Annotated in this window: 10 protein-coding genes and 3 tRNA genes; 3 read left to right on the top strand and 10 right to left on the bottom strand. The window is 31.3% G+C overall.

What is annotated here, in order from left to right:
• Positions 1-203 precede the first annotated feature (203 nt).
• From VDP25_RS10175 to VDP25_RS10165, 3 genes are all read right to left on the bottom strand, one after another.
• Positions 204-277, bottom strand: a tRNA-Arg gene (locus VDP25_RS10175).
• A gap of 33 nt (positions 278-310) precedes the next feature.
• Positions 311-385 (bottom strand) — tRNA-Pro (locus tag VDP25_RS10170).
• Between the two features lie 57 nt (positions 386-442).
• A tRNA-Ser gene (locus VDP25_RS10165) sits at positions 443-531 on the bottom strand.
• Positions 532-740: 209 nt separating this feature from the next.
• On the opposite strand from VDP25_RS10165, the gene VDP25_RS10160 reads away from it, so the two are divergent.
• Positions 741-1,337, top strand: coding sequence for a hypothetical protein (locus VDP25_RS10160; RefSeq protein WP_334469396.1), 597 nt, complete (start codon positions 741-743; stop codon positions 1,335-1,337).
• Here the strand turns inward: VDP25_RS10160 and VDP25_RS10155 are convergent.
• The 7 genes from VDP25_RS10155 to tsaD all read right to left on the bottom strand — a co-directional run bounded on the left by VDP25_RS10155 (position 1,334) and on the right by tsaD (position 7,455).
• Entirely contained in the window at positions 1,334-2,518 is a 1,185-nt protein-coding gene (locus VDP25_RS10155; protein ID WP_334469395.1) for a THUMP-like domain-containing protein, read from the bottom strand. The genes VDP25_RS10160 and VDP25_RS10155 overlap by 4 nt on opposite strands.
• Positions 2,519-2,521: 3 nt before the next feature.
• Complete coding sequence (locus VDP25_RS10150; RefSeq protein WP_334469394.1) at positions 2,522-3,610, bottom strand: AI-2E family transporter; 1,089 nt, start codon at positions 3,608-3,610, stop codon at positions 2,522-2,524.
• Positions 3,611-3,659: 49 nt separating this feature from the next.
• Positions 3,660-4,163: a TrmH family RNA methyltransferase gene (locus tag VDP25_RS10145; RefSeq protein ID WP_334469393.1), complete on the bottom strand. Its 504-nt coding sequence runs from the start codon at positions 4,161-4,163 to the stop codon at positions 3,660-3,662.
• Positions 4,164-4,181: 18 nt separating this feature from the next.
• The gene (locus VDP25_RS10140; protein WP_334469391.1) at positions 4,182-4,823 is read right to left on the bottom strand and encodes a DUF4159 domain-containing protein; all 642 of its coding nucleotides are present in this window, start codon (positions 4,821-4,823) and stop codon (positions 4,182-4,184) included.
• The gene (locus VDP25_RS10135) at positions 4,823-5,530 is read right to left on the bottom strand and encodes a 16S rRNA (uracil(1498)-N(3))-methyltransferase (RefSeq protein ID WP_334469389.1); all 708 of its coding nucleotides are present in this window, start codon (positions 5,528-5,530) and stop codon (positions 4,823-4,825) included. Before VDP25_RS10135 ends, VDP25_RS10140 begins: the two co-directional genes overlap by 1 nt.
• The gene (locus tag VDP25_RS10130; RefSeq protein ID WP_334469387.1) at positions 5,530-6,162 is read right to left on the bottom strand and encodes a peptidylprolyl isomerase; all 633 of its coding nucleotides are present in this window, start codon (positions 6,160-6,162) and stop codon (positions 5,530-5,532) included. The genes VDP25_RS10135 and VDP25_RS10130 overlap by 1 nt, the downstream gene beginning before the upstream one ends.
• A gap of 270 nt (positions 6,163-6,432) precedes the next feature.
• On the bottom strand, positions 6,433-7,455 hold the full coding sequence (gene tsaD / locus VDP25_RS10125; protein WP_334469385.1) for a tRNA (adenosine(37)-N6)-threonylcarbamoyltransferase complex transferase subunit TsaD: 1,023 nt from the start codon (positions 7,453-7,455) through the stop codon (positions 6,433-6,435).
• Between the two features lie 187 nt (positions 7,456-7,642).
• Between tsaD and VDP25_RS10120 the strand changes: the two genes are divergently transcribed.
• Together VDP25_RS10120 and pfkA are read left to right on the top strand one after the other, a co-directional pair.
• Positions 7,643-12,031, top strand: a complete 4,389-nt coding sequence (locus VDP25_RS10120; protein ID WP_334469383.1) for a translocation/assembly module TamB domain-containing protein — start codon at positions 7,643-7,645, stop codon at positions 12,029-12,031.
• A 135-nt stretch (positions 12,032-12,166) separates the two neighbouring features.
• Complete coding sequence (gene pfkA / locus VDP25_RS10115; RefSeq protein ID WP_334469381.1) at positions 12,167-13,153, top strand: 6-phosphofructokinase; 987 nt, start codon at positions 12,167-12,169, stop codon at positions 13,151-13,153.
• The last annotated feature ends 15 nt before the right edge of the window (positions 13,154-13,168 follow it).

Here is a 13,168-nt window from a genome sequence, read left to right as displayed (position 1 = left end):
ATCTTTCAATGCTAAAATAAAAGCGTTCAGGGCACAGTTTAGAGGGGTCAAGAATGTGGAATTCTTTCTGTTTAGATTAACTACAATCTTTGCTTAAACACAACTTTTGATCTTGATCCGGTTTAACGGTGGGGTATTATCTATTAGTAATCCTATTATGTTTTTGAACAAAAAAGCCTTACTTAAAAAAGTAAGGCTTTTTGTGATCGCACTAGGATTCGAACCTAGGACCGCCTGCTTAGAAGGCAGGTGCTCTATCCAGCTGAGCTATGCGACCAATTAGAGTAAAACTCTAAAATTTCAATAAAAGTCGGGGTGGCAGGATTCGAACCTGCGGCCTCCACGTCCCAAACGTGGCGCGATAACCGGGCTACGCTACACCCCGAAAATTTGATTATCTTTTTAAATATTACTTACAGTCGCATAAGCTGTAGTAAATTTGCGGAGAGACAGGGATTCGAACCCTGGGTAAGTGTTTCCACCTACGACGATTTAGCAAACCGCTCCTTTCGGCCACTCAGGCACCTCTCCAATATTTATATGAACATTCCTTTAAATGCGGATGCAAATGTAACGCAACATTTTAAAGAACGCAACAATTTTTTTGAGTTTTTTTTTTGAATATTTTTGATTGTATATTTAAGTGTATATTTATCAGACAAATAAAAGCATTTTACTCAACTTTATAAGTTTCAAAAAATGTTTAAATAAAGTATAAACTAAGTTCTAAACTTTAAAATATGTCTAGTTACAAAAAAGATAGAGCTTTTTCCGACTATGTACATCAGCAATTAGCATTACCTTTAATATATAAGGCTTTAGGGTGGCAAGAGGTTAGATTGCGAAGAGACTATGCTCAATATATAGATATGATGGATGGTATTGATTATGTGTTTAGAAAGGGAAATGAAATTATGAGCGTACAAGAGCGATTTAGGGAAGCGCAATATAAAGACTATTCAGATTTTACCATTAGGTATAGGCGTGATGATAATAAATTTAAAGAACGACAAGAATCTGAATATTATAAAATGAAAGCACATTATTTTACCTATGGCATTATTGATTGTGCTAAAAGTAAGGTGAATACTGCTAAAGGATTTATAAAATATGCCATAATAGATTTAAAAAAAGTCTATGATAAGATTGATTCCAAAGCCATTTTTATTTCAGATAATAAAAAGCATAAGTGCGAAATTGTAAATAATAAAAGAATTGAATGCCCTGTAAAGTATAATGTAGATGGTTCTTCTTCTTTTTTTCCTATTGATATTTCTTTCTTAATGAAGCTTTGGGGTAATGAGATGATTGTAGCTCAGAAAGGTTTTTGTGATTAATGAACTTTTGAGCAAATCAAAATAATTTTGTCTTCATCTACATTTGTTGTGAAAAATAAATAGAGTGTTCCGCCGTCTTTAACTTTGAATTTTTTACGAATATCATGTACTGATAACGGAAAGTTTCTCGTAGTTATATTAGCTTTTAATATTTTTTCTTTGGAAAATGCTTTTTTATTAAAGGATACTATTTTTTCAATTTTAAATCTTCTTCCAGGAAATTCTATAAGTGAGTCAGATGTGTATAAATGCGAATGTTTGTGTAGTTTTTCAATATTTAGAATGTTAGCAACAGAATTAAAACTACCAGATTTTAAAACTGCAGAATTTGGTTCGTACAAATAGGTGAGTGGCTTGCTATAATTTGCTTCAGCTTCAGCTTCTTCTTTAAAGTTAAATTTAAAATATTGAGCTTTACCTCTTTGTAAGTTAACAGTTTTTACGAGAACGTCTCCTTGAAAACCCCGCTTTAAAATCCATAATAATTCTTTAACTTCATTGTTAACGGCTACAATATGAATTTCTTTTACATGCTGTAAATCTGATAGCGTTGCTGATAAATCCAATAAAGGTGATGTTTTAATCATCACATTTGTTGCGCATTGTAGCAATAAGTTTTGATGTGTTTTAATATTAGGTTCGCAGTCTGCTAATAAAAATACTTTTTGCTTTAAATCATCACGACGCGAAGGGTCAATATAAATCCAATCTATAGTTTGGGTAACTTCTTTTAAAGCGTCAATTCCATTTGCATTATAGCATGTAATGTTTGAAGTATTTAGTGCTTTTAAGTTATGTTTAACTAATGCTGAAAGTTCTGGGTTAATTTCACAATGTATTACGTTTTCAACATGTTTTGAAAAGTAAAATGCATCTACACCAAAACCACCTGTGAGATCCATAATCTGCTTACCAGAAACTAAACTAGATTTATATTGAGCAGTAATTTCTGAAGAGGTTTGTTCTATATTAAGCTTATTGGGAAAGTATATATTTTTAGTACTAAACCATGTTGGTAGTTTCTTTTTACAGCGTTTTTTTGCTTCAATTTGTTCAATAATTAATTTTGAATCTACAGCTTTAAACGGTATACCTTTTAGCAATAATTCTGAAACATCAGAATTTAGGTTGTTGTTTATAAAATTCTGTATTTCAGTATTTAGTAGGTTTTTATTAAACATTAACTATAAGCCTTTGGTTAGTTTTTGAACTATATTGTAATCCGATAAAAATTCTTTCAAGATAACTTTTATGGCTGTGTATGTTGGTATGGCGACAATCATTCCAACAACACCAAATAAAATTCCGGAAATAATGATAATTAAGAAAATTTCCAAAGGGTGTGATTTTACACTTTTAGAAAAGATATAAGGTTGGCTAAAGAAATTATCTACCAATTGCGCGAAGATAAACCCAATCATTACATACGTGGTTTTTGGTAAAATTACCTCGCTAAAATTTTCGCCTAAGTTACTAGACATGCTTAACAAAAGCATTAAAAAACCACTAACTAAAGGTCCAATATAAGGCACTAAATTAAGAAGCGCACACAGAAAAGCAATAACAATGGCATTGTCTATTCCAAACACTAATAATACAATGGTGTAAATAACAAAAAGAATTAATATTTGAAATATAAGTCCAACGAAATAGCGTGATAATAAGTCTTTTATTGTGGTGATAGAGCGTTTAGAGCGTTCTTCATTCCCGCTTGGCACAAAGGTCATAATACCATCTTCAAAAAGCTTACTGTCTTTTAGGAAAAAGAACGAAATAAATAGTACTGAGAATAAACCAATGCTAAAAGTACCTAAGCCACTAATAAAACTATTTAGAAAATTAGGAATGATTGCAAAATCGAGTTTAGAGAGTACATGAGAGTCTTTAATAGATTGTTCGAGATCTATATTGTTAAATTGAAAATAAGTAATAATTTGATCGTATAGATTTTCAATATTTAATTGTAATTGATCAATATTTAGTAAGGCTAAATTGTGACCTTGTTCGATAATTAGCGGAATAAAAAGTCCGACTAAGCCAATTAAAAGACTTAAAAGAAGGGTCATGGTCACTACAACTGCAACGGTGTTATTAAATTTTAATCGCTCTCTTAAAAATAGTATGATTGGTCGTCCAATTAGAGAAATAACTGCAGCAACAGCAATATAAACGATTACGGATTGAATTTTAAAAAGAAAATATAAGACTAACATTATAGCTAGAATCACACCCAATGCTCTTAAAATACCGTTAGCTATTGTTTTTGAATTCATCTCTTGCATATTTACTCAAAGGTGCTGAAATAAATTCAGCATGGCAAATTTAAGCATTTAGTTGTTTTGTAATTTCGTAAAGCGCAATACTTGTGGCTTGTACCACATTCATACTGCTGTTATTGCCAAACATATTAATGTGTACAATAGCATCAACGCTTTTTAATAGTGGTTCTGAAACTCCAAAGTTTTCATCTCCTAATATTAGCGCAATTGGTTGATGGGTTTGTAATTTAAAAGTTGATAAATCCTGACTATTCTCTGTGATTTCTAAAGCAATCAAATAATAGTTTTTAGCTTTTAAAGCTTGGATTTGTGTTTCAATATCTTCGTTTATGCTATGTGTTACGTACTTTTCAGTTGAACGCGATGTTTTTGTCATTCGTTTACCCAATGGAATATCGGAACCACAAAAAACAAGCTCTTCAATACCAAAGGCATCTGCTATTCTAAATAAACTTCCAATGTTTGGTGCGTTGGTTACATTATCGCAAATTACTGTAATAGGATGTTTTTGCTTTTGAAAGTTAGAATTGTAGTGATTTAGTTGCATAAAATAGGAAAGGCAAAATTAATTTTCAAAAGCGTACTTTACAATGTTGGCACCCATTTTAAGTGCTTTTTCTCGCACATCTTCTGGGTCGTTGTGTACTTCTTGGTCTTCCCAACCATCACCCAAATCACTTTCAAAAGTAAATAATAGTACTAATCTACTTTCGTGAAAAATCCCAAAAGCTTGTGGTGCTTTTCCGTCGTGCTCATGGATTTTAGGTAAACCGTTAGAAAATTCAAAAGCTGAACTAAATATTTTATGATCCTTAGGAAGTTCAACTAAATCGCTATTAGGAAATACCTTTTTGAGTTCTTTAGTAATATAAGGTTCCATGCCGTAATTATCATCAATATGAAGAAACCCACCAGAAATTAGATAATTCCTCAAGTTTTCGGCATCATCATCACTAAAGAATACATTTCCATGACCTGTCATGTGCAGTAAAGGAAATTGAAAAATATCTGTACTACCAACTTCAACGGTTTGAATACTTTCGTTAATGTTGGTATCTATGTTATCGTTGCAATATTTTACTAAATTAGGTAATGCTGTTGGATTGCTATACCAATCACCTCCTCCTTTGTATTTTAAAATAGCGAGGTCTTGTGCAAATAAGAACACTGAAAAAAGAGAAAAGAAGAAGGAAATAAATAGTTTCATTAAAATTCGTTTAAAAATGCAACAGAATGGCAAGCTGCAATTGCAGCTGTTTCTGTTCGCAAACGTGTCTCACCCAAAGTTACAGGAATAAAGTTACGTTGCAAGGCCATTTCGATTTCTTTAACGCTAAAGTCGCCTTCAGGACCTATGAGGATTGTACAATCTGTTGCTGTTTTTAATTGTGATTTTAAAGATTTTTTATCTGTTTCTTCGCAGTGCGCAATAAAAATTTGAGCCTTAAAATTTTGATCTATAAAATCTTTAAAAGCAATGGGCTTGTTAAGTTTTGGTAAATAATATTGCAGGGATTGTTTCATTGCAGACTGAATGATTTTTTCAAAACGTTCAATCTTTACCACTTTTCTTTCACTGTGTTCGCAGATAATAGGAGTTATGGTTTCAACGCCAATTTCAGTAGCTTTTTCCAAAAACCATTCGTACCTATCGTTCATTTTAGTTGGTGCAACAGCTAAATGTAAATTGTAATTACGTTTAGGTTGTAAGCTTTTAGACTGTATAGAAACGACACATTTTTTTTGTTCAGCTAATATAATTTCAGCGACAAAAACCCAGCCTTTACCATTGGTAATGTGTAGTTTGTCGCCAATTGTTTTACGTAAAACTTTAGCAATGTGTCGGCTTTCGTCTTTGTCGAAACTAAAACTAGTATCGGTTTCCGAAATATTTGAATTGTAGAATAATTGCATTAATCTATGTCTTCAGAAAATTTTAAAACTGTAATCTCTTCAATAGCTGTTCTGTCTTCTGTTTTAATAGCGAGATAATATTTTTGATTTTCAATATCGTCTATTGAAAATATTTCGTCAATAGCATGGTTTTTACCAAAAGCAACTTCGTCAAAAGCAGTTGGCATTTCTCCGGCTTTAATCCAACCTGTATCTCCTCCTTTTTTTGCAGTATGATCAGTAGAGTGGTGTTTTGCTAAGTCTTTAAAACGGTAACCTTCTTTATACTGAGCTATTACCTTGTTACGCTTTTTTATGGCTTCTTCAGTAGACATTTTTGAGGCGTCTATTACAATAATGCTAAATTTTAAATAATCTATTTCAGCTTTATCAATGACTTTGTAGTAGGTTTTTTTAAAATCTGTTCTAATTACTTTTTTGCCACCTTTAGAAAGGTTAAATAAGTCATTAGCTAATCTGGTTTTATGTTTTTCTTTATTGAATATGAAAAGTTTACCTTGTTTGGGCTTGTTTTCTTTTAAAAACGTTGTAGCTTCATCTGAAGTAGAAATAGAATCTAATTGTTGCTCTAATGCTATTTGAGAAAAACCTAAGAAAGGAATTAAAAGCAATAGCGTAAATAAATGTTTCATGTTAAATTTTGTTTAAAGTGATTTGGATACTGCAAAACAACTAAATTTTAAGATACAATAGAGGTGAATAGTTGTAAGGATGTTAACAGATGTTTTAACAATTTTAGAGAAGTGATTGCTTTTTGATAATTAAATTAAATTTTTAAATAAATTTAAAACCCTTTAAAAGAAAAAAAATTGAGGAGTAATCAATAAAAGGGTTAAGATAAGCACATATCAATTAAAGTTAACATCGCTATTAAATACTAGAAATTTGGAATTACTCTTCGTTTATATTTTTAATCGGGCAGTAGCCATAACATTAAAATCTGAAAAATCCTTTTCTAAATATTTTAAATAACCAACAATAGCAATCATTGCGGCATTATCTGTAGTATATTCAAATCTTGGAATATAACTCGTCCAACCAAATTTTTGTTCGGCATCTTTTAAAGCTTTTCTAATACCAGAATTAGCAGAAACACCTCCGCCAATGGCAATGTGTTTAATGCCTGTTTGCTTTACCGCTAGTTTTAATTTGGCCATTAAAATACCTATGATGGTATATTGAATAGATGCGCAAATGTCATTTAGATTTTCTTCAATAAAATTAGGGTTTGCTTTTACTTCGCGCTGAATAAAATATAAAATATTAGTTTTTAATCCTGAAAAACTAAAATTTAACCCATCGACTTTTGGTTTTGTAAACTGATAAGCCTTTGGGTTGCCAAGTTGTGCACGTCTATCAATTTCTGGCCCAGCAGGATAGCCTAAGCCTAATACCTTTCCGCTTTTATCATAAGCTTCTCCTACGGCATCGTCTATAGTTTCTCCTAAAACTTCCATATCAAAATGAGTATTCACTTTTACAATCTGTGTGTGGCCTCCAGAAATAGTCATGGCTAAAAAAGGAAAAGGAGGTTTTTTATGATCTTTTTCGTCTATAAAATGTGCTAAAATATGCGCTTGCATGTGGTTTACGTCTATTAGCGGAATATCTAAACCAAAAGCCAGAGATTTGGCAAAAGATGTACCAACCAATAACGATCCCATTAAACCTGGACCACGAGTAAAAGCTATAGCGTTTAATTGCTCTTTTTTTATTCCTGCTTTTTCTAGGGCTTGGTGTACTACTGGAACAATATTTTGTTGATGCGCTCGAGATGCCAATTCTGGGACTACGCCTCCGTACTCTGTGTGTATTTTTTGATCAGCAACAACGTTACTTAAAATTTGGTCGTTGCATAGTATGGCAGCAGATGTGTCGTCACAAGACGACTCAATTCCGAGGATATAAATATTTTCTTTTTCCATAGTAGATATTAGGCACAATAATTGTTAATTTTGTTAGTTATAGCTCATTGCCATAATTAACAGCATAGTGTTGCTGCAAAGGTAGTGAAGATTTAAAACTTTAAAACGCATTAATTTTATCAAACGGGTACTTAAAATATTAGGAAAAATAGTAGCAATAATACTGCTACTTTTTTTCATTTTATTTTTGGTACTATCTATTCCTGCTGTACAAACCAAGTTAGGACGGTATGTTACAGATACACTTAATAAGGATTTTAAAACGGATATTAACGTTGGTAGAGTAGGTTTGCAACTGAATGGAGATGTTGAACTGAAAGAAATTTTAATTAGAGATTATAAAAAAGATACACTTATAAGTGTTGGTGAATTAAATAGTTCTATCATTAGTTTTAAGAATCTTTTGAATAGTAAGTTGAATTTTGGCGATATAGATTTGCAAAATGTCATTTTTAATTTAAAAACATACCAAGGTGAACAGGACTCAAATTTAGATGTTTTTGTAGCAAAATTTGATGATGATAACCCAAGAGTTGGTCCAAGTGAGTTTTTATTCTCTTCTAGTGATGTGTCTATAGAAAACGGAATTTTTAGACTAATTGACGAAAACCTAGAAACACCAGAAATCTTCGAATTTACTGAGCTTAATGCTAATACGACTAATTTTTTAATAAATGGGCCTGAGGTAAGATCTCGAATTAATACATTTAGTTTTAGAGACAGTAGAGGTATTGCTGTTAAGAATTTAATGGCAAACTTTGAGTACACATTAGATCATATGTCTTTTGGAGACCTTAATATTAAAACAGAACAGTCTGAGCTAAAAGGAGAGTTAAGATTTGATTATAATCGAGAAGATTTTAAACATTTTACAGACAAAGTTAATGTAGCCGCAAGTTTTAAGGATTCTGATATTTCTTTAACAGAGCTCAACGTCTTTTTTGATGAATTTGGGGTAAGTCAACATGCAAATTTTAATGCAGATTTATCGGGGACTTTGAATAATTTGATTGCTAAAAACCTTAATGTAAGTACCTCTAGAAATACAAGAATTATTGGTGATATTACGTTTAAGAATTTATTTAGTAAGGCCGACGATAGTTTTGCGTTACAAGGGAATTTTCAAAATTTAGCTTCAAATTATAGAGATTTAACGGCTTTATTACCAAGACTATTGGGGAATTCTATTCCTAGTGTTATTTCTAAGGTTGGGAATTTTAATATCAAAGGCACATCTTTTATCACAACTAAGCGTGTTGAAGCAGATTTGGAGATAGATACGGATTTAGGGTTTATAAAATCTAATTTACTACTTACAGATATCGATAATATTGACAATGCAAATTATATAGGGAATATTGTTTTAGATGAATTTAATCTCGGAGAGCTTATTAATGAACCTTCAGTAAAAACAGCTTCTTTAAATCTCGATGTTGATGGTAAAGGGTTTACTATTGAGAATTTAAAAACAGATGTAAAAGGAGATGTTTATGTTTTAGATTATAACGGTTATACGTACAGAGATATTTCACTTTCGGGAGATCTTGGAAATAAAATATTTAATGGTATTGTAAAAGCTGAAGATCTTAATTTACAACTCGACTTTAATGGTTTGGTAGATTTTTCTGAAGATCTTAAAAAATTCGATTTTAAGGCTAATGTTGGTTATGCCAATCTTAATAAATTAAATTTTGTTACACGAGATAGTATTTCAGAATTTAGAGGGTTAGTAACCATGAGTGCTAGAGGTACAACACTAGACAATGCAACAGGTGCTATTAATATAAAGAATACAACGTATAAAAATCAAGATAAGAGTTATGGTTTTCAAGATTTTGATATTGTCTCTTCTTTTAGAGATACCGAACGTACCATTACTATAAACTCTCCAGATATTATAGATGGAAAAGTCTCAGGCCAATTTAAAACTAAAGATATTATTGGATTAGTAGAAAATTCAGTAGGAAGTATTTACACGAATTATGTTCCAAATATTGTAGAAGAAGGGCAATACCTCAATTTTAGATTCAATATATATTCTAAAATAGCAGCGGTATTTTTTAAGGATTTAACTATAGGAAGTAACACGTTTATTGAAGGTAGAATAGAAACGGATGAGAAAGGATTTGAATTAACGTTTAATTCGCCAGAAATTAAATTTAAAGACTATTTTGCTAACAATATCAATATAAACATAGATAATAGCAACCCAATATATAACACGTATATAGAAATAGATAGTATTGGTGCAGGTATATACAACGCTTCTCAATTTAGCTTAATTAATGTTACAAAACGTGATACTTTACTCATCAAGTCTGAGTTTAAAGGTGGAGAAAATAATGCAGACGATTTTAACCTAAATTTATTTTACACTATTGACGAAACTAATAAATCTGTAGTTGGTTTTAGAAAATCAGATGTGTTATTTAAAGGTTACGATTGGCTTTTAAATTCTAAAAAAGATACCTTAAATAAAATTCGATTTGATAGAGATTTTAAAACGTTTGATATCTCACCAATTAAAATTACACATGATAATGAAGAAATTTTGCTTTCTGGTAAAGTAAAGGATTCAGTTAACAAAGATTTTAATGTAGATTTTAAAGATGTACAGCTTGTTAAAATTACGCCACGTATAGATAGTTTAGCTTTAAAAGGTATTGTAAATGGTAAACTTGATGTGGTTCAAAACAATGGAGTGTACCTGCCTAAATCTAATGTAGAAGTAAGTGGTCTTTTTGTTAATGATTATGATTTAGGAAACTTAAAAGCTAAAATTGAAGGGAATAACTCTATTACAAACTATAATGTAGATGTAACACTAATTAATGACAATTTAAAATCGTTAGACGCAAAAGGTGTTATTGATGTTGCAGAAAATAATCCTATTATAGATTTAGATGTAGTGTTTGAAGAATTTTTATTAGATCCATTAAACCCTTTGGGTGAAGGGGTTATTAGTAATATTAGAGGCTTAGTATCTGGTTATGCTAATGTAACTGGAAGCTTAAAAAAACCAGCAATTTATGGTGAGTTACTGTTAGATAGGGCAGGCTTGTCTATTCCATACCTTAATGTAGATTATGGTTTTGATTTTGACTCTAAGGTATCACTAAGAGGGCAGCAATTTGTTTTTAATGACGTTTCAATGACGGATTCTAAATACTTTTCCAAGGGAAGTCTCAATGGGTTTATAGCACATGATAATTTTTCGGATTGGAAATTAGGTTTAGAATTAAATACAGACCGTCTTTTAGTGTTGAACACTGAAGAAACAGAAGATGAGCTATATTATGGTACAGGTTTTATTTCAGGAAAAGCAGAAATAAAAGGACCAACAGATCAGCTGGTTATTAAAGTTATAAACGGACGAACGGAAGCTGGAACAGAGTTTTATATTCCATTAAATGATTCTGAAAGTTTTGGAGACAACTCTTTTATTCATTTTTTAAGTCCAGAAGAAAAAGCTGCCAGAATAAAAGGAGAGGTTTCAGATTTAATTGAAGTTAAAGGTTTAGTCTTAGATTTTGATTTAAATGTAAATCAAAATGCCGTGATTGAAATAGTTATAGATAAAGAGGCCGGTAGTACTATTAAAGGTAGAGGTGTAGGAGGTTTAAACTTTTTAATCAATACCAATGGCGCCTTTAATATGTGGGGAGATTTTGTGGTTTATGACGGAACATACAACTTTAAATATGGAGGTGTTGTAGAAAAAAAGTTTAAAGTAGAACAAGGAGGAAGTATTGTTTGGGAAGGAGATCCAATGAACGCGGAGCTAAACTTAAAAGCAGTGTATGAAGGTAGTGCTAATCCTTCTGTATTATTAGACAATCCTATTAATCAGAGTATAGACGTAGAAGTCGAAATTCATTTAACAGGTCAATTAGAACAACCAGACCCTCAATTCGATTTTAGATTTCCTAATGTAAGTTCTACAGTAAAGTCAGAGTTAGATTACAGGCTGTCCTCTAAAGATGAACGCGACAATCAGGCTTTAATTTTCTTAGCAACAGGAGGGTTCTCTAGTAGTTTAGGAGGTGCTAATTTTACAGGTACCATTTCAGAACGATTAACAGGGATTGTCAATAATCTTTTTGGTACAAATAATGGAAATTTAGATGTTGGTATCGATTTAGAACTAGGACAAGACACACCAGAATTACAAACCAATAATAAAGTAGGAGTTACACTTCAAACTAAAATAAGTGATAAGATTTTAGTTAATGGTAAAGTTGGTGTACCATTCGGAAGCGCCAGTCAAACAGTTATTAGTGGAGATGTTCAAATAGATCTTTTATTAAATGAAGACGGAACACTTAAAGCCAAAGTTTTTAATAGAGAAAATAGTATTAGAAATTTTGGAGAAGAAATAGGGTATACACAAGGTGTTGGTCTCTCTTATAATGTCGAGTTTGATACCTTTAAAGAACTCCTTCAAATTATCTTTTCGGGTAAAAACAAAAAAGATGAAAAGGCTAAAAATAAGTCACAAAAAAAAGAGAGTGACGATGAAAAAATGATGCCAAATTACATGACAATGAAGAAAAAAAAGACGAAAACTCAGTCTTAAAACCTTCAATTCTTCATTTATATTAAAATACTTATTAACGAAAACGTTTGAATTACTTTAATGCTATTTTTTTTATGATAATAGTCACATTATTATATGTATAGTTTCTTAATTTTACTATAAATAATTAAGACAATGCTACATACAATTAAAAAAATAGGTGTTTTAACATCTGGTGGAGACTCACCAGGAATGAATGCAGCAATTAGATCTGTAGTTAGAACATGTGCTTTTCATGATATAAAATGCTACGGAATTTATAGAGGTTATGAAGGAATGATCGATGGCGATTTTATTGAGATGGACGCACGAAGTGTAAAAGGAATAATCAATAAAGGAGGTACAATATTAAAGTCTGCACGTTCAAAAGGATTTAGAACTAAAGATGGTAGACAAACAGCCTACAATCAATTAAGAAAAGCAGGTATTGATGCTTTTGTGGTTATTGGTGGTGATGGTAGTTTTACAGGTGCTATGGTTTTTAATCAAGAATTTAATTTTCCTGTAATGGGAATTCCTGGAACTATAGATAACGACATTTATGGTACAACGCATACTCTTGGCTATGATACAGCTTTAAATACCGTTGTAGAAGTTATAGATAAAATTAGAGATACAGCAAGTTCACATAACCGATTATTCTTTATAGAAGTTATGGGACGTGATGTTGGACATATTGCTCTTAACGTTGGAGTTGGAGCAGGTGCAGAAGAAATTTTAATACCTGAAGAAGATTTAGGATTAGATCGTTTAGTAGAATCTTTAAGACGAAGTAAAGCTTCTGGTAAATCTTCTAGTATCGTTGTTGTTGCAGAAGGAGATAAAATAGGTAAAAGTGTTTTTGAACTGAAAGATTATGTTGATGAAAACATGACAGAATACGAAGTACGAGTTTCTGTTTTAGGACATATGCAACGTGGCGGAGCACCTTCTTGTTTTGATCGTGTTTTAGCAAGTAGAATGGGAGTAAAAGCTGTAGAAAGTTTAATTACAGGTAAAAGTAATTATATGGTTGGTATTAAAAATGATATTATGGATTTAACACCATTTGATCAAGCTGTAAAAGGGAAATCTAAAATAAACATGGAGCTTTTAAGAGTTTCAGATATAATGTCAATATAATTAAGAACAAAAATA

The sequence above is a fragment of the Winogradskyella sp. ECml5-4 genome (assembly GCF_036903175.1).
Lineage (GTDB): Bacteria > Bacteroidota > Bacteroidia > Flavobacteriales > Flavobacteriaceae > Winogradskyella > Winogradskyella damuponensis.
The sequence above is the reverse complement of the archived record's forward strand: the minus strand, read 5'-3'. Positions and strand labels throughout refer to the sequence as shown.

Bases quoted from the DNA above. Each gene is read 5' to 3' on its own strand.
- VDP25_RS10160 (WP_334469396.1), top strand. From the start codon at position 741: ATGTCTAGTTACAAAAAAGATAGAGCTTTTTCCGACTATGTACATCAG.
- VDP25_RS10155 (WP_334469395.1), bottom strand. From the start codon at position 2,518: ATGTTTAATAAAAACCTACTAAATACTGAAATACAGAATTTTATAAAC.
- VDP25_RS10150 (WP_334469394.1), bottom strand. From the start codon at position 3,610: ATGAATTCAAAAACAATAGCTAACGGTATTTTAAGAGCATTGGGTGTG.
- VDP25_RS10145 (WP_334469393.1), bottom strand. From the start codon at position 4,163: ATGCAACTAAATCACTACAATTCTAACTTTCAAAAGCAAAAACATCCT.
- VDP25_RS10140 (WP_334469391.1), bottom strand. From the start codon at position 4,823: ATGAAACTATTTATTTCCTTCTTCTTTTCTCTTTTTTCAGTGTTCTTA.
- VDP25_RS10135 (WP_334469389.1), bottom strand. From the start codon at position 5,530: ATGCAATTATTCTACAATTCAAATATTTCGGAAACCGATACTAGTTTT.
- VDP25_RS10130 (WP_334469387.1), bottom strand. From the start codon at position 6,162: ATGAAACATTTATTTACGCTATTGCTTTTAATTCCTTTCTTAGGTTTT.
- tsaD (WP_334469385.1), bottom strand. From the start codon at position 7,455: ATGGAAAAAGAAAATATTTATATCCTCGGAATTGAGTCGTCTTGTGAC.
- pfkA (WP_334469381.1), top strand. From the start codon at position 12,167: ATGCTACATACAATTAAAAAAATAGGTGTTTTAACATCTGGTGGAGAC.